Annotated in this window: 20 protein-coding genes and 2 pseudogenes; 14 read left to right on the forward strand and 8 right to left on the reverse strand. The window is 54.3% G+C overall.

What is annotated here, in order from left to right; translation table 11 throughout:
- Positions 1-32: 32 nt before the first annotated feature.
- Positions 33-1,153, reverse strand: a protein-coding gene (locus OGX89_RS05490) for an IS3-like element ISSen4 family transposase (protein WP_136754148.1) whose coding sequence is annotated in 2 segments (ribosomal slippage) — positions 33-895 and positions 895-1,153 — 1,122 coding nt in all. Because the reading frame shifts where the segments join, the coding sequence is not laid out codon by codon here.
- Positions 1,154-1,464: 311 nt separating this feature from the next.
- On the opposite strand from OGX89_RS05490, the gene OGX89_RS05495 reads away from it, so the two are divergent.
- Together OGX89_RS05495 and OGX89_RS05500 are read left to right on the forward strand one after the other, a co-directional pair.
- On the forward strand, positions 1,465-3,462 hold the full coding sequence (locus OGX89_RS05495) for a BCCT family transporter (protein ID WP_191233111.1): 1,998 nt from the start codon (positions 1,465-1,467) through the stop codon (positions 3,460-3,462).
- 63 nt (positions 3,463-3,525) lie between these two features.
- Positions 3,526-4,803 (forward strand): DUF2254 domain-containing protein, encoded by a 1,278-nt coding sequence (locus tag OGX89_RS05500; RefSeq protein ID WP_045890830.1) that lies wholly within the window; start codon positions 3,526-3,528, stop codon positions 4,801-4,803.
- An 87-nt stretch (positions 4,804-4,890) separates the two neighbouring features.
- Here OGX89_RS05500 and OGX89_RS05505 read toward each other — a convergent pair whose 3' ends face one another.
- The gene (locus tag OGX89_RS05505; RefSeq protein WP_077483231.1) at positions 4,891-5,859 is read right to left on the reverse strand and encodes an IS5 family transposase; all 969 of its coding nucleotides are present in this window, start codon (positions 5,857-5,859) and stop codon (positions 4,891-4,893) included.
- A gap of 242 nt (positions 5,860-6,101) precedes the next feature.
- Between OGX89_RS05505 and OGX89_RS05510 the strand changes: the two genes are divergently transcribed.
- Complete coding sequence (locus OGX89_RS05510; RefSeq protein WP_049040620.1) at positions 6,102-6,422, forward strand: FlxA-like family protein; 321 nt, start codon at positions 6,102-6,104, stop codon at positions 6,420-6,422.
- 291 nt (positions 6,423-6,713) lie between these two features.
- On the opposite strand, the gene merR is transcribed toward OGX89_RS05510, so the two are convergent.
- Positions 6,714-7,169: a mercury resistance transcriptional regulator MerR gene (merR, locus tag OGX89_RS05515; RefSeq protein ID WP_001166628.1), complete on the reverse strand. Its 456-nt coding sequence runs from the start codon at positions 7,167-7,169 to the stop codon at positions 6,714-6,716.
- A 71-nt stretch (positions 7,170-7,240) separates the two neighbouring features.
- On the opposite strand from merR, the gene merT reads away from it, so the two are divergent.
- The 10 genes from merT (at position 7,241) to OGX89_RS05565 (ending at position 15,039) form a co-directional block, all read left to right on the forward strand.
- Positions 7,241-7,636 (forward strand): mercuric ion transporter MerT, encoded by a 396-nt coding sequence (merT, locus tag OGX89_RS05520; RefSeq protein WP_001294653.1) that lies wholly within the window; start codon positions 7,241-7,243, stop codon positions 7,634-7,636.
- 15 nt (positions 7,637-7,651) lie between these two features.
- Complete coding sequence (merP, locus tag OGX89_RS05525) at positions 7,652-7,927, forward strand: mercury resistance system periplasmic binding protein MerP (RefSeq protein ID WP_000732275.1); 276 nt, start codon at positions 7,652-7,654, stop codon at positions 7,925-7,927.
- A 27-nt stretch (positions 7,928-7,954) separates the two neighbouring features.
- Positions 7,955-8,380 carry an organomercurial transporter MerC gene (gene merC / locus OGX89_RS05530; RefSeq protein ID WP_000522996.1) on the forward strand — a complete coding sequence of 142 codons (426 nt, stop codon included), beginning with the start codon at positions 7,955-7,957 and terminating at the stop codon, positions 8,378-8,380.
- A gap of 38 nt (positions 8,381-8,418) precedes the next feature.
- Entirely contained in the window at positions 8,419-10,104 is a 1,686-nt protein-coding gene (merA, locus tag OGX89_RS05535; protein WP_000209296.1) for a mercury(II) reductase, read from the forward strand.
- A 17-nt stretch (positions 10,105-10,121) separates the two neighbouring features.
- Positions 10,122-10,487, forward strand: a complete 366-nt coding sequence (gene merD, locus OGX89_RS05540) for a mercury resistance co-regulator MerD (RefSeq protein ID WP_001277466.1) — start codon at positions 10,122-10,124, stop codon at positions 10,485-10,487.
- Positions 10,484-10,720 carry a broad-spectrum mercury transporter MerE gene (merE, locus tag OGX89_RS05545; RefSeq protein ID WP_001087807.1) on the forward strand — a complete coding sequence of 79 codons (237 nt, stop codon included), beginning with the start codon at positions 10,484-10,486 and terminating at the stop codon, positions 10,718-10,720. The genes merD and merE overlap by 4 nt, the downstream gene beginning before the upstream one ends.
- A 65-nt stretch (positions 10,721-10,785) precedes the next feature.
- On the forward strand, positions 10,786-10,998 hold the full coding sequence (locus OGX89_RS05550) for a DUF3330 domain-containing protein (protein WP_000993245.1): 213 nt from the start codon (positions 10,786-10,788) through the stop codon (positions 10,996-10,998).
- Between the two features lie 129 nt (positions 10,999-11,127).
- On the forward strand, positions 11,128-11,685 hold the full coding sequence (locus tag OGX89_RS05555; protein ID WP_001162012.1) for a recombinase family protein: 558 nt from the start codon (positions 11,128-11,130) through the stop codon (positions 11,683-11,685).
- A gap of 2 nt (positions 11,686-11,687) precedes the next feature.
- On the forward strand, positions 11,688-14,660 hold the full coding sequence (locus OGX89_RS05560) for a Tn3 family transposase (RefSeq protein WP_047718078.1): 2,973 nt from the start codon (positions 11,688-11,690) through the stop codon (positions 14,658-14,660).
- Between the two features lies 1 nt (position 14,661).
- Positions 14,662-15,039 (forward strand): cytoplasmic protein, encoded by a 378-nt coding sequence (locus OGX89_RS05565; RefSeq protein ID WP_243457024.1) that lies wholly within the window; start codon positions 14,662-14,664, stop codon positions 15,037-15,039.
- Positions 15,040-15,313: 274 nt separating this feature from the next.
- Here the strand turns inward: OGX89_RS05565 and OGX89_RS05570 are convergent, their stop codons facing one another.
- From OGX89_RS05570 to relB, 4 genes and pseudogenes are all read right to left on the reverse strand, one after another.
- Complete coding sequence (locus OGX89_RS05570; RefSeq protein ID WP_224776414.1) at positions 15,314-15,436, reverse strand: type I toxin-antitoxin system Hok family toxin; 123 nt, start codon at positions 15,434-15,436, stop codon at positions 15,314-15,316.
- Positions 15,381-15,509 (reverse strand): annotated as a pseudogene (locus OGX89_RS23760) (DUF5431 family protein); the annotation flags it as partial. The pseudogene OGX89_RS23760 and the gene OGX89_RS05570, both read right to left, overlap by 56 nt.
- A gap of 33 nt (positions 15,510-15,542) precedes the next feature.
- Positions 15,543-15,830, reverse strand: coding sequence for a type II toxin-antitoxin system mRNA interferase RelE (gene relE, locus OGX89_RS05575; RefSeq protein WP_000323025.1), 288 nt, complete (start codon positions 15,828-15,830; stop codon positions 15,543-15,545).
- Positions 15,830-16,069, reverse strand: coding sequence for a type II toxin-antitoxin system antitoxin RelB (gene relB / locus OGX89_RS05580; protein ID WP_000534858.1), 240 nt, complete (start codon positions 16,067-16,069; stop codon positions 15,830-15,832). Before relB ends, relE begins: the two co-directional genes overlap by 1 nt.
- Positions 16,070-16,093: 24 nt before the next feature.
- Here relB and ydfV point away from each other — a divergent pair.
- Positions 16,094-16,189 (forward strand): annotated as a pseudogene (gene ydfV, locus OGX89_RS23835) (protein YdfV); the annotation flags it as partial.
- 8 nt (positions 16,190-16,197) lie between these two features.
- Here ydfV and OGX89_RS05585 read toward each other — a convergent pair.
- Entirely contained in the window at positions 16,198-17,358 is a 1,161-nt protein-coding gene (locus OGX89_RS05585; protein ID WP_049015173.1) for an IS30 family transposase, read from the reverse strand.
- Positions 17,359-17,413: the final 55 nt, after the last annotated feature.

A 17,413-nucleotide genomic window follows, 5' to 3' on the forward strand; every position in this document is an offset into this window, starting at 1 on the left:
GATTGACCTGCCCCCACGATTAGATACAACACTCAGTTAGTAACGTCGGAATCTTCATTCTCAGAATGACCCTTTCTCCAGCCCGCTGCAAATTCAGACGGTGTCTGATAATTCAGCGTGGAGTGCGGGCGGCATTCGTTATAATCCTGCCGCCAGTCATTAATAATTTTCCTGGCATGAACGATATCGCTGAACCAGTGCTCATTCAAACATTCATCGCGAAATCGTCCGTTAAAGCTCTCAATAAATCCGTTCTGCGTTGGCTTGCCCGGCTGGATTAAGCGCAACTCAACACCATGCTCAAAGGCCCATTGATCCAGTGCACGGCAAGTGAACTCCGGCCCCTGGTCAGTTCTTATCGTCGCCGGATAGCCTCGAAACAGTGCAATGCTGTCCAGAATACGCGTGACCTGAACGCCTGAAATCCCAAAGGCAACAGTGACCGTCAGGCATTCCTTTGTGAAATCATCGACGCAGGTAAGACACTTGATCCTGCGACCGGTGGAAAGTGCGTCCATGACGAAATCCATCGACCAGGTCAGATTGGGCGCCGCCGGACGGAGCAGCGGCAGACGTTCTGTTGCCAGCCCTTTACGACGTCTTCTGCGTTTTACGCCCAGGCCACTGAGGTGATAAAGCCGGTACACGCGCTTATGATTAACATGAAGCCCTTCACGGCGCAGCAACTGCCAAATACGACGGTAGCCAAAACGCCTGCGCTCCAGTGCCAGCTCAATGATGCGCCCTGATAAATGCGCATCAGCAGCCGGACGGTGAGCCTCATAGCGGCAGGTCGACAGGGATAAACCTGTAAGCCTGCAGGCACGACGTTGCGACAGACCGGTCGCATCACACATCAACATCACGGTTTCCCGCTTCTGGTCTGTCGTCAGTACTTTCGCCCAAGAGCCACCTGAAGCGCCTCTTTATCCAGCATGGCTTCGGCAAGCAGCTTCTTGAGTCTGGTGTTCTCTTCCTCAAGCGACTTCAGGCGCTTAACTTCAGGCACCTCCATACCGCCATACTTCTTACGCCAGGTGTAAAACGTGGCATCGGAAATGGCATGCTTGCGGCAGAGTTCACGGGCGGGTACCCCAGCTTCGGCTTCGCGGAGAATACTGATGATCTGTTCGTCGGAAAAACGCTTCTTCATGGGGATGTCCTCATGTGGCTTATGAAGACATTACTAACATCGGGGTGTACTAATCAACGGGGAGCAGGTCAATCAGACGTTAGTAAGTCATTCTCAATATTGCTCTAATCAAAGTGAATCCCCAGATCTGATGCAATTTATGCAAATCAAATGCTCCAGAAGACGGCTGGCAGACTATCAACAGGATATCTGTATGGCCACTCTTGCACTCTGCATTCCGATTGACGCCGCATCGTAAGTTGAAGTTTGCTAATCTTTGAGATGTAGTACCCTCTATACAGTGCGGATTTTAATTAATGGAATAAATGATTATGAGTGAAAATGATACAATCCAAAAGAAGTCTAAAAGCCAGATTAACAAAGCGGTATTCTTTACATCTGCTTTGTTAATTTTCCTTCTTGTCGCCTTTGCCGCTGTATTCCCGGATGTCGCCGACAAAAATTTTAAACTACTTCAGCAACAAATCTTCACGAATGCCAGCTGGTTCTACATCCTTGCAGTGGCCCTGATTCTACTGAGTGTCTCGTTCCTGGGACTCTCACGCTACGGTGATATCAAACTGGGTCCGGACCATGCGCAGCCTGATTTTAGCTATCACTCCTGGTTTGCGATGCTTTTCTCGGCAGGGATGGGGATCGGCCTGATGTTCTTTGGCGTTGCTGAACCTGTGATGCATTATCTTTCACCTCCTGTCGGCACTCCAGAGACCGTTGCGGCAGCGAAGGAAGCAATGCGCCTGACGTTCTTCCACTGGGGCCTGCACGCATGGGCAATCTATGCCATTGTGGCACTGATCCTGGCCTTTTTCAGTTACCGTCACGGTCTGCCTTTAACGCTGCGTTCCGCACTTTATCCCATTATTGGCGAGCGCATATACGGACCTGTAGGCCATGCGGTTGATATTTTCGCCGTTATTGGCACCGTCTTTGGCGTTGCGACATCGCTGGGGTACGGTGTTTTGCAGGTGAATGCTGGTTTGAATCATCTTTTCGGGGTGCCTATTAATGAAACGGTGCAGGTGATTCTAATCGTTGTCATCACTGGTTTAGCGACGATTTCGGTGGTGTCCGGCCTGGACAAGGGAATACGTATACTGTCTGAGCTCAACCTGGGCCTGGCAGTGCTGCTGCTGGCGCTGGTCCTGTGTCTGGGACCAACCGTGCTTCTGCTGAAGTCATTTGTGGAAAATACGGGCGGTTATCTTTCTGAACTGGTGAGTAAAACTTTTAACCTTTATGCGTATGAACCTAAGTCGAGCAACTGGCTGGGGGGCTGGACATTACTGTACTGGGGATGGTGGCTTTCATGGTCGCCGTTTGTGGGGATGTTCATCGCAAGAGTCTCGCGCGGTCGAACCATTCGCGAGTTTGTCACCGGCGTGCTGTTTGTTCCCGCCGGCTTCACGCTCATGTGGATGACGGTGTTTGGTAACAGCGCAATCTATCTCATTATGCACCAGGGGGCGGCTGATCTCGCCAATACCGTTCAGCAGGATGTCGCGCTGGCCCTGTTTAATTTCCTGGAGCATTTCCCGTTTTCTTCCGTGCTGTCATTTATTGCAATGGCGATGGTCATTGTCTTCTTTGTCACCTCGGCTGACTCCGGGGCAATGGTTGTTGATACGCTGGCATCGGGTGGCGTCGCTAACACGCCTGTATGGCAGCGAATTTTCTGGGCCTCGCTCATGGGGATTGTGGCAATCGCACTGCTGATTGCGGGGGGACTGAGCGCGCTGCAAACCGTGACAATAGCGAGCGCATTACCTTTCTCAGTGATTTTACTGATATCCATATACGGATTATTAAAAGCCCTGCGTCGGGATTTGACCAAGCGTGAAAGCCTGAGCATGGCGACTATTGCTCCGACTGCAGCGCGTAACCCGATTCCATGGCAGAGACGCTTGCGCAATATCGCTTATCTGCCAAAGCGCTCTCTTGTGAAACGCTTTATGGGCGACGTTATCCAGCCCGCCATGACGCTGGTTCAGGAAGAACTGAATAAACAGGGAACGATAAGCCATATAAGTGATACTGATGACGAACGAATTCGGCTTGAAGTCGATTTGGGCAATGAGCTGAACTTTATTTATGAAGTGAGACTTCGTGGCTATAACTCACCGGCTTTCGCCATGGCTGCAATGGACAATGACGAGCAGCAGGCTGAGCAACATCGATATTATCGCGCTGAGGTCTATCTGAAAGAAGGCGGTCAAAACTATGATGTGATGGGCTGGAATCAGGAACAGCTGATTAATGACATACTGGACCAGTACGAAAAACACCTGCACTTCCTGCACCTCGTTCGTTAATACAAAAATGCCGTCCTGCCGGGCGGCATTTATTTTCCCGAACTTAATACAAGGATATGCTGAATGATTTCACGCTGGCAATGGATTCTCAGGCAGACACTTAAAAAGCTATGGTTCAGGGCAACGTTATTCGCAATGGTAGCAATAATAACGGCCCTTTTATCTATTCTTTTTAGATCAATGATCCCAGAGTCAGTATCAGTGAAGGTTGGTGCGGAAGCAGTTGATAATATTCTGAACATACTGGCATCGAGTATGCTGGCGGTGACCACATTTTCACTGAGTATCATGGTCACCGCTTACGGTTCAGCCACTACTAATGTGACGCCCAGAGCCACGCGTTTAGTTGTAGAAGACGTAACCACACAAAATGTACTGGCCACTTTTATCGGTTCTTTTCTCTTCAGCCTGGTAGGGATTATTGCCCTCAATATGGGAGCCTACGGAGAAAGGGGTAGAGTCATTTTATTCATTGTAACACTGGTTGTCATTGCCTTAATAATCATCACATTGCTTCGCTGGATACAGCATTTGACCTCTCTGGGCAGGGTAGGTGAGACAACAGCAAAAGTAGAACAGGCGGCGATCGAGACATTTATTGCGAGAGCAAAAAGTCCATGTCTTGGCGGATATCCATGGCTTGAGAACAATGAACAACCAAAAGGAACTGTTGCCGTATATCCGGAGAAAATTGGCTATGTTGAATATATTGACATGGTCAAGCTCGGCAGTCTGCTGAGCAATGATCCTCGTCATGTATATCTTGTGGCGCAGCCAGGCAGTTTCATACATCCATCGATGCCAGTTTTGTACCTGAGTTCTGGTCAGGAGTCATCAATCTGTACCGATTTACTTGAAACGATCATTGTCTCGGATGTGCGTTCATTTGCTCAGGATCCCCGATTCTGTCTCAGCGTCATGGCCGAAATAGCCTGCAGGGCCCTTTCGCCCGCAGTAAACGATCCCGGTACTGCGATTGATGTCATTGGCAGAGGTGTTCGAATACTCTCCGCTTACGCGCAGAATAAAATAGATGAAACTGAAGTGATATATCCTTCAGTACATGTTGCGCCACTTCAGATCAAAGACCTACTGGAAGACTTTTTCTTACCTGTTGCACGTGATGGTGCGAGTATGAGGGAGATTCAGATAAGAGTCCTTAAAGGACTGTCTATGCTGAGTAAGGGTTGGCCTGGGATGTTTGCTGAAGCCGCACATATACTGGCATCTGAAACATTAGAGCATGCAACTCGTACTGGTCATATAGCCCATGACGAATATCTTATAAAATCAATTTATTATAATTTATTCAGTGGCGAAAATCCTAATAAAAAACCATAGTTGCGGGACAAAGGATTTGTCCTCTGGCAAGGGCTTTGTTGAATAAATCAGATTTCGGGTAAGTCTCCCCCGTAGCGGGTTGTGTTTTCAGGCAATACGCACGCTTTCAGGCATACCTGCTTTCGTCATTTTGTTCAGCGCTCGTACCAGGGCCATAGCCTCCGCAACCTGACCATCGTAGTCACGCAGCGTCAGTGAACCCCCGAACAGCTGTTTTACCCGGTACATCGCCGTTTCCGCTATCGAGCGACGGTTGTAATCTGTTGTCCATTTCCACCGCGCATTACTCCCGGTCATTCGCTGATTAGCCACTGCACGGTTACGGTCTGCATATTCACCGGGCCAGTAACCCGCACCTTTTCGGGGAGGGATAAGCGCGCTGATTTTCTTACGCCGCAGTTCATCGTGACAGAGCCGGGTGTCGTAAGCGCCGTCTGCCGATGCTGCCCTGATTTTTCTGTGAGTCTGCCGGATAAGACCCGGGAAGGCTTCTGAGTCCGTCACATTGTTCAGCGACAGGTCTGCACAGATGATTTCATGTGTGTTGCTGTCAACTGCCAGATGCAACTTTCGCCATATACGACGGCGTTCTTTGCCGTGTTTTTTGACTTTCCATTCGCCTTCACCAAAGACCTTCAGCCCGGTGGAATCAATCACCAGATGCGCGATTTCACCCCGGGTGAACGTTTTGAAACTGACATTAACCGACTTTGCGCGCTTGCTGACACTGGTGTAATTCGGGCAGCGCAACGGAACATTCATCAGTGTAAAAATGGAATCAATAAAACCCTGTGCAGCCCGCAGGGTCAACCTGAACACGCGTTTAATGACCAGAACGGTGGTGATGGCGAGATCAGAATAGCGCTGAGGTCTTCCCCGTGATGAAGGCGTTGTCGACTCATACCAGGCCTGAATAGCTTCATCATCCAGCCAGAAAGTTATGGAGCCACGGTTGATGAGGGCTTTATTGTAGGTGGGCCAGTTGGTGATTTTGAACTTTTGCTTTGCCACGGAACGGTCTGCGTTGTCGGGAAGATGCGTGATCTGATCCTTCAACTCAGCAAAAGTTCGATTTATTCAACAAAGCCAAAAAGAGTATGTACTTTCCGGCCTTCAGCCAAAAGATATTCACTCACCACGCTGTCCAGCGCGTTCAAAATCATGTCTGGTAATACGTTAAACACCGCAACAAGCCAGTCTATATAACAGCCTGAAAAAAATGAAAAAATAAATCATAAGAATTCTAAAGTATATCTGCGTATATGCCGATACACCTATATATTTACCATGGAGGTTCTATGTCTATATCAATACAAACTAATACAAGTATAAAAAGTTCTAACAGTTCAGCTAATAGTGAATCATCTCAGATATCACAAATTTTAAAGAAGATACAGTCACTTACAGAAAAACTTGGTAAGGTGTCGTCAGAAGATGGTATGACAACAGATCAGAAGAAAGAGATGGTGGCTATCATACAAAAGCAAATTCAAAGTTTGTCTGCTCAATTACAACAGTTACTAAAACAGCAGGCTGAGAAGCAGGACAAGGAAACGCAGACTCAGTCAGGTAAAAGGGAAGATAAGAACCTCGAAAATACTATTGATGTTTATGTATGAATAGGTATTCCGGTGTGGACAACCCTCACAACCGTTGAATAATTTTGGCCTCGTGACGAGGCCTATTCAAAGGTCTCCGGACAGACGTCACCGAGATGACCGTGGCGCCGGACCCTTTAAATCATTCAATTAATAACCTTACTTGTAGAGGTTCTCTCACTTAACATGTTCCTAGCCTAGCGGGGACAAATGCGATAGCAGTTGCTCGTTGATCTTCATCCCTTTACGCTTCAGGGCATCGACCGCTCTTTCCATATAGGGGTCGTCTCAGAATTCGGAAAATAAAGCACGCTAAGGCGTAGTCACCCCGTGACTCCCCCGCGCCGATGCAGCGAGCTTCGTTCCGTCTTGCAGTGACGCAATCAGCGGGCAGGAAACGTTCCCTTTCCGCGCATGGCAGGCGCACACCAGTTCAGACAGCACGGCCTCCATGCGTGCCAAGTCGGCCATCTTCTCGCGCACATCCTTGAGCTTGTGCTCGGCCAGGCCGCTGGCTTCCTCGCAATGGGTGCCATCCTCCAGCCGCAGTAGCTCGGCGATTTCGTCCAGGCTAAAGCCCAGCCGCTGGGCCGATTTCACGAACCGCACTCGTGTTACATCCGCCTCGCCATAGCGGCGAATGCTGCCATAGGGCTTGTCTGGCTCCGGCAGCAGGCCCTTGCGCTGGTAGAACCGGATGGTCTCCACATTGACCCCGGCCGCCTTGGCAAAAACGCCAATGGTCAGATTCTCAAAATTAATTTGCATATCGCTTGACTCCGTACATAACTACGGAAGTAAGCTTAAGCTATCCAAACCAAATTTGAAAGGACAAGCGTATGTCTGAACCACAAAAGTCTGAACCACAAAAGTCTGAACCACAAAAGTCTGAACCACAAAACGGGCGCGGCGCGCTCTTCGCCGGTGGGCTGGCCGCCATTCTTGCGTCGGCCTGCTGCCTGGGGCCGCTGGTTTTGATCGCCTTGGGGTTCAGCGGGGCATGGATCGGCAACCTGACGGTGCTGGAACCCTATCGCCCGATCTTCATCGGCGCAGCGCTGGTCGCGCTGTTTTTCGCCTGGCGGCGCATCTACCGCCCGGCGCAAGCCTGCAAACCGGGTGAGGTCTGCGCGATTCCCCAAGTGCGAGCTACTTACAAGCTCATTTTCTGGATCGTGGCCGCGCTGGTCCTGGTCTCGCTCGGATTTCCCTACGTCATGCCATTTTTCTATTAATCACAGGAGTTCATCATGAAAAAACTGTTTGCCGCCCTCGCCCTCGCTGCCGTTGTTGCCCCCGTGTGGGCCGCCACCCAGACCGTCACGCTGTCCGTGCCTGGCATGACCTGCGCCTCTTGCCCGATCACTGTCAAGCACGCGCTTTCCAAGGTTGAGGGCGTGAGCAAGACCGACGTAAGTTTCGACAAGCGCCAGGCCGTCGTCACCTTCGACGATGCCAAGACCAACGTCCAGAAGTTGACCAAGGCGACCGAGGACGCGGGCTATCCGTCCAGCCTCAAACGCTGATCCGTTAACCGAACTCGGGAGCGACACATGGGACTCATCACGCGCATCGCTGGCAAAACCGGCGCGCTCGGCAGCGTCGTTTCCGCGATGGGCTGCGCCGCCTGTTTTCCTGCCATCGCCAGCTTTGGCGCGGCCATCGGACTGGGCTTCTTGAGCCAGTACGAGGGGCTATTCATTGGCATCCTGCTGCCGATGTTCGCCGGCATCGCGTTACTCGCCAATGCTATCGCTTGGCTCAATCATCGACAGTGGCGACGCACGGCGCTCGGCACGATAGGCCCGATCTTGGTGCTGGCAGCGGTGTTTTTAATGCGGGCTTACGGCTGGCAGAGCGGTGGACTGCTCTATGTCGGCCTGGCCTTGATGGTTGGGGTGTCGGTCTGGGATTTCATCTCGCCAGCACATCGCCGCTGCGGGCCGGACAGCTGTGAATTGCCAGAACAACGTGGCTGACGGCAACAGCCGTAGCCACCACAGAAAAGGAAAAATACATGACCACCCTGAAAATCACCGGGATGACCTGCGACTCGTGCGCGGCTCACGTCAAGGAAGCCTTGGAGAAAGTGCCCGGCGTGCAATCGGCGCTGGTGTCCTATCCGAAGGGCACAGCGCAACTCGCCATTGAGGCGGGCACGTCATCGGATGCGCTGACTACCGCCGTGGCCGGACTGGGCTACGAGGCAACGCTTGCCGATGCGCCACCGACGGACAACCGCGCCGGCCTGCTCGACAAGATGCGCGGCTGGATAGGGGCCGCTGATAAGCCCAGTGGCAACGAACGCCCGTTGCAGGTCGTCGTCATTGGTAGCGGTGGAGCCGCGATGGCGGCAGCACTGAAGGCCGTCGAGCAAGGCGCGCAGGTCACGCTGATTGAGCGCGGCACCATCGGCGGCACCTGCGTCAACGTCGGTTGTGTGCCGTCCAAGATCATGATCCGCGCCGCCCACATCGCCCATCTGCGCCGGGAAAGCCCATTCGACGGCGGCATGCCACCCACACCGCCGACGATCTTGCGCGAGCGGCTGCTGGCCCAGCAGCAGGCCCGTGTCGAAGAACTCCGTCATGCCAAGTACGAAGGCATCCTGGACGGCAATTCAGCCATCACCGTTCTGCACGGTGAAGCGCGTTTCAAGGACGACCAGAGCCTTATCGTTAGTTTGAACGAGGGTGGCGAGCGCGTCGTGATGTTCGACCGCTGCCTGGTCGCCACGGGTGCCAGCCCGGCGGTCCCGCCGATTCCGGGCTTGAAAGAGTCACCCTACTGGACTTCCACCGAGGCCCTGGCGAGCGACACCATTCCCGAACGCCTTGCCGTAATCGGCTCGTCGGTGGTGGCGCTGGAGCTGGCGCAAGCCTTTGCCCGGCTGGGCAGCAAGGTCACGGCCCTGGCGCGCAATACCTTGTTCTTCCGTGAAGACCCGGCCATCGGCGAGGCGGTGACAGCCGCTTTCCGTGCCGAGGGCATCGAGGTGCTGGAGCACACGCAAGCCAGCCAGGTCGCCCATATGGACGGTGAATTCGTGCTGACCACCACGCACGGTGAATTGCGCGCCGACAAGCTGCTGGTCGCCACCGGCCGGACACCGAACACGCGCAGCCTGGCATTGGAAGCGGCGGGGGTAGCCGTCAATGCGCAGGGGGCCATCGTCATCGACAAGGGCATGCGCACCAGTAGCCCGAACATCTACGCGGCCGGCGACTGCACCGACCAGCCGCAGTTCGTCTATGTGGCGGCAGCGGCCGGCACTCGTGCGGCGATCAACATGACTGGCGGCGATGCGGCCCTGGACCTGACCGCAATGCCGGCCGTGGTGTTCACCGACCCGCAGGTCGCCACCGTGGGCTACAGCGAGGCGGAAGCACATCACGACGGGATCGAGACCGACAGTCGCCTGCTAACACTGGATAACGTGCCGCGTGCGCTTGCCAACTTCGACACACGCGGCTTCATCAAGCTGGTCATCGAGGAAGGTAGCGGACGGCTCATCGGCGTGCAAGCGGTGGCCCCGGAAGCGGGTGAACTGATCCAGACGGCGGTGCTCGCCATTCGCAACCGTATGACCGTGCAGGAACTGGCCGACCAATTGTTCCCCTACCTGACCATGGTCGAAGGGCTGAAGCTCGCGGCGCAGACCTTCAGCAAGGACGTGAAGCAGCTTTCGTGCTGCGCCGGATGAGGAAAAGGAGGTGTTCAATGAGCGCCTACACAGTGTCCCGGCTGGCCCTTGATGCCGGGGTGAGCGTGCATATCGTGCGCGACTACCTGCTGCGCGGATTGCTACGGCCGGTCGCGTACACCACGGGCGGCTACGGCTTGTTCGATGACACCGCGTTGCAACGGCTGCGCTTTGTACGGGCTGCCTTCGAAGCGGGTATCGGCCTGGACGCACTGGCGCGGCTGTGCCGGGCGCTGGATGCTGCGGACGGTGACGGTGCGTCTGCGCAGCTTGCCGTGTTGCGGCAACTCGTCGAGCGTCGGCGCGAGGCCCTGGCCAGCCTCGAAATGCAACTGGCCGCCATGCCAACCGAACCGGCACAGCACGCGGAGAGTCTGCCATGAACAGCCCAGAGCACTTGCCGTCTGAGACGCACAAACCGATCACCGGCTACTTGTGGGGCGCGCTGGCCGTGCTCACCTGTCCCTGCCATTTGCCGATTCTCGCCATTGTGCTAGCCGGCACGACGGCCGGCGCGTTCATCGGGGAGCACTGGGGTATTGCAGCCCTCACGCTGACCGGCTTGTTTGTCCTGTCTGTGACGCGGCTGCTGCGGGCCTTCAAGGGAAGATCATGACCGCTTCCCAGCCAGCCGAGAGTGGGCAGCTTTGAGCTTCGCTACCAATCTGGAGGAGTACCACCATGAACGCAAACGCCCCGAACACTGCCAGTTGCACCACCTGCTGCGTATGCTGCAAAGAAATTCCGCTCGATGCCGCCTTCACCCCGGAAGGCGCGGAATACGTCGAACATTTCTGCGGGCTGGATTGCTATGAACGCTTCCAGGCACGCGCCAAGGCCGCGACAGAATCTGACATTGCGCCTGTCCCTGGCGGTTCGCAGCCGTCAGATTGAGGCATACCCTAACTTGATGTCAGATGCCATGTGCAAACGATGTCAGAATAGAGTTAAATTTCCTATTGATTGACATATTCCGTCAAAGGTAATAGATTTCATCCTGACACTTTTGCCTTTGGAGGCATCTTGCAAGGTCAACGCATCGGCTATGTCCGCGTCAGCAGCTTCGACCAGAACCCGGAACGGCAATTGGAGGGTGTTCAGGTGGCGCGGGTGTTCACCGACAAGGCTTCTGGCAAGGACACCCAGCGTCCCGAGCTGGAAAGGCTGCTGGCCTTCGTCCGCGAGGGCGACACCGTGGTGGTGCATAGCATGGACAGGCTGGCACGCAACCTTGATGACCTGCGCCGCATCGTCCAAGGGCTGACACAACGGGGCGTGCGCATGGAGTTCGTCAAAGAAGGGCTGAAGTTCACCGGCGAGGACTCACCGATGGCCAATCTGATGCTGTCGGTCATGGGAGCCTTCGCTGAGTTCGAGCGCGCCCTGATCCGCGAACGTCAGCGCGAGGGAATCGTGCTGGCCAAGCAGCGCGGTGCCTACCGGGGACGAAAGAAATCGCTGAACAGCGAACAAATTGCCGAGTTGAAACGGCGAGTTGCGGCAGGCGACCAAAAAACCTTGGTGGCCCGTGACTTCGGCATCAGCCGCGAAACCTTGTACCAGTACCTGCGGGAAGACTGACCATGCCACGCCGCTCAATCCTGTCCGCCACCGAGCGCGAAAGCCTGCTGGCACTGCCAGATGCCAAAGACGAACTGATACGGCACTACACGTTCAACGAAACCGACCTGTCGGTGATCCGTCAGCGTCGCGGCGCCGCGAATCGATTGGGCTTCGCTGTGCAGCTTTGCTACTTGCGATTCCCTGGCACCTTTTTGGGCGTCGATGAGCCTCCGTTTCCGCCCCTGTTGCGCATGGTGGCCGCGCAACTCAAGATGCCAGTGCAAAGTTGGAGCGAGTACGGCCAGCGCGAACAGACACGGCGGGAGCACTTGGTCGAGCTGCAAACGGTTTTTGGGTTCAAGCCCTTCACCATGAGCCACTATCGGCAAGCCGTGCATACATTGACCGAGCTGGCCTTGCAGACCGACAAAGGCATCGTGCTGGCGAGCGCACTTGTCGAGAATCTGCGGCGGCAGAGCATTATCCTGCCCGCCATGAATGCCATCGAGCGCGCAAGCGCCGAGGCCATCACCCGTGCCAACCGACGCATTTACGCGGCGCTGACCGATTCTTTGTTATCACCCCACCGTCAGCGCCTGGACGAACTTCTCAAGCGCAAGGACGGCAGTAAAGTGACGTGGCTGGCATGGCTGCGCCAGTCGCCTGCCAAACCGAACTCTCGCCACATGCTCGAACATATTGAGCGCCTGAAATCCTGGCAAGCACTTGATCTGCCCGCAGGCATCGAGCGGCAGGTTCACCAGAACCGCCTGCTCAAAATCGCTCGTGAAGGTGGCCAGATGACGCCTGCTGATCTGGCAAAGTTCGAGGTGCAACGACGCTATGCCACGCTGGTAGCGCTGGCCATCGAAGGCATGGCCACCGTCACCGATGAAATCATCGACCTTCACGATCGCATCATCGGCAAGCTGTTCAACGCGGCCAAGAACAAGCATCAGCAGCAGTTCCAGGCTTCCGGCAAGGCGATCAACGACAAGGTGCGGATGTATGGGCGCATCGGTCAAGCGTTGATTGAGGCCAAGCAAAGCGGCAGCGATCCGTTCGCCGCCATCGAGGCCGTTATGCCCTGGGACACCTTCGCCGCCAGCGTCACCGAAGCGCAAACATTGGCGCGGCCTGCCGACTTTGATTTCCTGCACCACATCGGTGAAAGCTATGCCACGCTACGCCGCTACGCGCCGCAGTTCCTGGGCGTGCTCAAATTGCGGGCTGCGCCCGCCGCCAAGGGTGTGCTCGATGCCATCGACATGCTGCGCGGCATGAACAGCGACAGCGCGCGCAAGGTGCCCGCCGATGCGCCAACCGCATTCATCAAGCCGCGCTGGGCAAAGCTGGTTCTGACCGACGACGGCATCGACCGGCGTTACTACGAGTTATGCGCCCTGTCGGAGCTGAAGAACGCGCTGCGCTCCGGTGATGTCTGGGTGCAGGGTTCTCGCCAGTTCAAGGACTTCGACGAATACCTGGTGCCGGTCGAGAAGTTCGCCACTTTGAAGCTGGCCAGCGAATTGCCGCTGGCAGTGGCCACCGACTGCGACCAATACCTGCATGACCGGTTGGAATTGTTGGAGGCGCAACTCGCCACAGTCAACCGCATGGCTGCGGCCAACGACTTACCGGATGCCATCATCACCACCGCGTCAGGCCTGAAGATCACGCCGCTGGACGCGGCAGTACCAGACGCCGCGCAAGCCATGATCGACCAGACAGCTATGCTGCTGCCGCACCTCAAAATCACCGAGTTGCTGATGGAGGTCGATGAATGGACGGGCTTCACCCGCCACTTCACACACCTGAAGACCAGCGACACGGCCAAGGACAAAACCTTGCTGTTGACGACGATCCTGGCCGACGCGATCAACCTGGGTCTGACCAAAATGGCCGAGTCCTGCCCTGGCACCACCTACGCCAAGCTGTCTTGGCTGCAAGCCTGGCACATCCGCGATGAAACCTATTCGACGGCGCTGGCCGAGCTGGTGAATGCGCAGTTTCGGCAACCCTTCGCCGGCAACTGGGGTGACGGCACCACGTCATCGTCGGACGGCCAGAACTTCAGAACCGGCAGCAAAGCAGAAAGCACTGGTCATATCAACCCGAAGTATGGAAGCAGTCCAGGACGGACTTTCTACACCCATATCTCCGACCAGTACGCGCCCTTCAGTGCCAAGGTGGTCAACGTGGGCATTCGTGATTCAACTTACGTGCTTGATGGCCTGCTGTACCACGAGTCGGACTTGCGCATCGAGGAACACTACACCGACACGGCAGGCTTCACCGATCACGTGTTTGGCTTGATGCATTTGCTGGGATTTCGCTTCGCGCCGCGTATCCGTGACTTGGGCGAAACCAAGCTATTCATCCCCAAGGGCGATGCCGCCTATGACGCGCTCAAGCCGATGATTAGCAGCGACAGGCTGAACATCAAGCAAATACGCGCCCATTGGGATGAAATTCTGCGGCTGGCCACCTCCATCAAGCAAGGCACGGTAACGGCTTCGCTGATGCTGCGCAAACTCGGCAGCTACCCGCGCCAGAACGGCTTGGCCGTGGCGTTGCGCGAGCTGGGGCGCATCGAGCGCACGCTGTTCATTTTGGATTGGCTGCAAAGCGTGGAGCTGCGCCGCCGCGTCCATGCGGGGCTGAATAAGGGCGAGGCGCGCAACGCGCTGGCCAGGGCGGTCTTCTTCTACCGATTGGGTGAAATCCGCGACCGCAGTTTTGAGCAGCAGCGCTACCGGGCCAGCGGCCTCAATCTGGTGACGGCGGCCATCGTGTTGTGGAACACGGTATATCTGGAGCGTGCCACCAGTGCTTTGCGTGGCAACGGCACGGCGCTGGACGACACATTGTTGCAATATCTGTCGCCGCTGGGGTGGGAGCACATCAACCTGACCGGCGATTACCTATGGCGCAGCAGCGCCAAGGTCGGTGCGGGGAAGTTTAGGCCATTGCGACCGCTGCCACCGGCTTAGCGTGCTTTATTTTCCGTTTTCTGAGACGACCCCTGCACGTCTCAGCGCAGCAGTTAAACGCTATAAAACGTACCGGATGCTGAGTTTTATTTTTCAAATCGCAGACGACATCGATCTGGATTTAACTCCACTGATTGTAAAGCGTCTTTGCATGCGTCTTTTCGGACGTTCGGGCAGTCAGGACATCATCGTCAGCATTTTTGGCCAGAAAGGTCGCCAGCATCGCAGCAGAGACAACACCCCTGCCATCCTTGATGAAATTGCCGCCCGCTACCGTCTTGCTGCACATTCCTGCCAGGCTTCAACGCTCAGTGATATTGAAAGTGTGAAAAAGAATTATCAGGCAGGCATCCGTTCAGCACGGAACAGGGAAAAATAACCTTCCCATATTAATGCTAATGGATGCGTACAGTAGCATTAATATGTAATTCAGAGGTAATACATGAAGGGAAGAGAGCGGGCGCGCCGGAGGCGCTGCCGCCCTGCCCCGTTCCCCTGGAGGGAACCTTCCTTTCTGGTTGTTCATGCGTGCGGTCGCACCAGAAGTGGAAAAAGGGGCTGCCAGCGAACCGGCAACCCCTTCATAAAGGCGCTTCAGGCATGTCAGACATCATCAGTTCCTGAATGGCGGGGGATTCCCCCGCCGGGGTTAGCTACTTAGCGGATTCGTAAGCCATAAAAGCCGCCACCTCCCTGTTCGTGTCCCTGTAGCGAATTTCGCAGAGCGATTTCCGGGTCAGGTAAGTGAATATCAGCAGTGTGAGACACACTATCAATACACACCAGAGCAGGGTGTTTCGCGGCAGTTTCATAGCTTACTTCTCTGTCAACGCAAAGCAGAAGTGTCACCTTCGGTGCGAAACAGAGATGTCATGCTTTGGTTCAGAGAATGCGTTTGACCGCCTCGCTATATACTTCCGAGCGTTCTCTTTTCCCAACAGAAATCACGAAAACGACAACTTTCTCGTCTATAACCTGGTATACAAGGCGATAGCCTGAAGACCGGAGCTTAATCTTGTAACAATCAGGCATACCACGGAGCTTGTTTGCTTCAATCCGGGGTGACTCAAGTACTTCAACCAGCTTCTTTTTCAACTGTTCACGTACCGTCGAGCCCAGCTTTCGCCATTCCTTTAGTGCCCGCTCGTCAAAATCCAGAAAATACGCCATCAGAGTTCATCCAGCGTCACACGTACTGGCTTAGGATTACGAAGTCGTTCTTTCACTATCTCCACAAGTTCAGCATCTTCATCACTCAGGAGTGTCTGTTTGAACGGCAAGCGTTCATTGTCAGCGATATACTCGAGCATGAGACGAAGCGCTTCAGAAGGAGTTACGCCCATTTTTTCAAGCGCGGCGTAAGAACGCGCTTTAAGTTCATCGTCAATACGCAGGTTAATGCTACCCATGTCTTACACCCCTTGTAATTACAAATGTCATTACAAGTATCGCACTACAACATGCTTAGGGCAAGTCACGAAGTAAGTCAGAAAGTAGTCGTAAGAACGGTGATCACTGTCCGCTTTGTGCTGTGAGTTCAACTGATGGACGCAACACACTTATTGAACCGTTCTGCGGGTGATTCATAGTCTAGCGTTTTTCTCGGTCTTTCGTTGAGCTGTCTCGCAACGCTGTTTAGTCTCTGCTGACTGTGAACCGATAAGTCAGTTCCCTTTGGAAAATATTGTCTGAGCAATCTGTTCGTATTTTCATTTGAGCCACGTTGCCAGGGAGATTGAGGATCACAGAAGTAAATCTGGATGTCTGTTGCTACAGTAAACCGGGTGTGGCTGGTCATTTCAGCGCCCCGATCCCAGGTTAATGTTTTATAAAGCTCAACAGGTAATTCCCGGGCTTGTCTGATGAGTGCAGATATAACCGTTATGGTCTTATTGTCCCTGATTTTGGCCAACATAACAAAGCGGGAATGGCGTTCTACAAGGGTGACGATATAGGAGTTTTTCGAGCCCTGGATCAGATCACCTTCCCAGTGACCAGGTATGGCTCTGTCTGCGGCTTCCGGTGGCCTTTCGCTGATAGATAGCGCATTCGGGATTTTCCCTAATCCTTTCCCTTTAAGTGATGACGTTCGGGATCTACGAACCGCTCTTCCGCTTCTGAGGCATTGTTGCAGCTCTTTTTTTAATGCGCCCCGGGTTTGTATAAAAAGCGTTTTATAAATCGTTTCGTGTGACACATGCATTTCCTGATTATCCGGATAACAGCGTTTCAGCCAACCGGCGATCTGCTCCGGCGACCAGTCCTGATGCATCTTCTCTGCAATGATTTTACACAATGTGGGGCTTTCAATTAGCTTGCAAGGTTTTGGTCTCAGAGCATTTTCCCACGCAGAAGTATCGGCTTTTGCTGCACGGTATTGCCTGGCACCTCCGTGCCTCCTGACCTCGCGGCTAATCGTTGAGGGCGCTCTTGATAATTTGGCAGCGATGTCCCTGATACTGAGTTTTGCTACCAATCCTCTGGATATCTCCTCTCTTTCATCAAGCGTAAGCGCTAATCGGTGCCGCTTTCTCACAGGAGGACGGTATCCACCAGTCTGGTGGATAGTGGGCATAATAGAAGAATGATATCTGTCGAACATTCTGGCGATATCATGCAGGGAATCACCTTGCTTATATCTGTCCCAGATAATCGCCTTCTGCTCTGGCGTGTAGTAAATCCGAGTTCTTCGTTTCATGGCAACGTCCCCCTTGATTAAGGATAGCGTTGCATCGACCCGTTGAACTCACAGC

The organism is Citrobacter sp. Cpo103 (assembly GCF_030332605.1).
Lineage (GTDB): Bacteria > Pseudomonadota > Gammaproteobacteria > Enterobacterales > Enterobacteriaceae > Citrobacter > Citrobacter portucalensis.

Bases quoted from the DNA above. Each gene is read 5' to 3' on its own strand.
- merP (WP_000732275.1), top strand. From the start codon at position 7,652: ATGAAAAAACTGTTTGCCGCCCTCGCCCTCGCTGCCGTTGTTGCCCCC.
- OGX89_RS05585 (WP_049015173.1), bottom strand. From the start codon at position 17,358: ATGAAACGAAGAACTCGGATTTACTACACGCCAGAGCAGAAGGCGATT.
- OGX89_RS05500 (WP_045890830.1), top strand. From the start codon at position 3,526: ATGATTTCACGCTGGCAATGGATTCTCAGGCAGACACTTAAAAAGCTA.
- relE (WP_000323025.1), bottom strand. From the start codon at position 15,830: ATGGCGTATTTTCTGGATTTTGACGAGCGGGCACTAAAGGAATGGCGA.
- merT (WP_001294653.1), top strand. From the start codon at position 7,241: ATGTCTGAACCACAAAAGTCTGAACCACAAAAGTCTGAACCACAAAAG.
- merE (WP_001087807.1), top strand. From the start codon at position 10,484: ATGAACAGCCCAGAGCACTTGCCGTCTGAGACGCACAAACCGATCACC.
- OGX89_RS05510 (WP_049040620.1), top strand. From the start codon at position 6,102: ATGTCTATATCAATACAAACTAATACAAGTATAAAAAGTTCTAACAGT.
- merD (WP_001277466.1), top strand. From the start codon at position 10,122: ATGAGCGCCTACACAGTGTCCCGGCTGGCCCTTGATGCCGGGGTGAGC.
- OGX89_RS05560 (WP_047718078.1), top strand. From the start codon at position 11,688: ATGCCACGCCGCTCAATCCTGTCCGCCACCGAGCGCGAAAGCCTGCTG.
- relB (WP_000534858.1), bottom strand. From the start codon at position 16,069: ATGGGTAGCATTAACCTGCGTATTGACGATGAACTTAAAGCGCGTTCT.
- merA (WP_000209296.1), top strand. From the start codon at position 8,419: ATGACCACCCTGAAAATCACCGGGATGACCTGCGACTCGTGCGCGGCT.
- OGX89_RS05495 (WP_191233111.1), top strand. From the start codon at position 1,465: ATGAGTGAAAATGATACAATCCAAAAGAAGTCTAAAAGCCAGATTAAC.
- merC (WP_000522996.1), top strand. From the start codon at position 7,955: ATGGGACTCATCACGCGCATCGCTGGCAAAACCGGCGCGCTCGGCAGC.
- merR (WP_001166628.1), bottom strand. From the start codon at position 7,169: ATGCAAATTAATTTTGAGAATCTGACCATTGGCGTTTTTGCCAAGGCG.
- OGX89_RS05550 (WP_000993245.1), top strand. From the start codon at position 10,786: ATGAACGCAAACGCCCCGAACACTGCCAGTTGCACCACCTGCTGCGTA.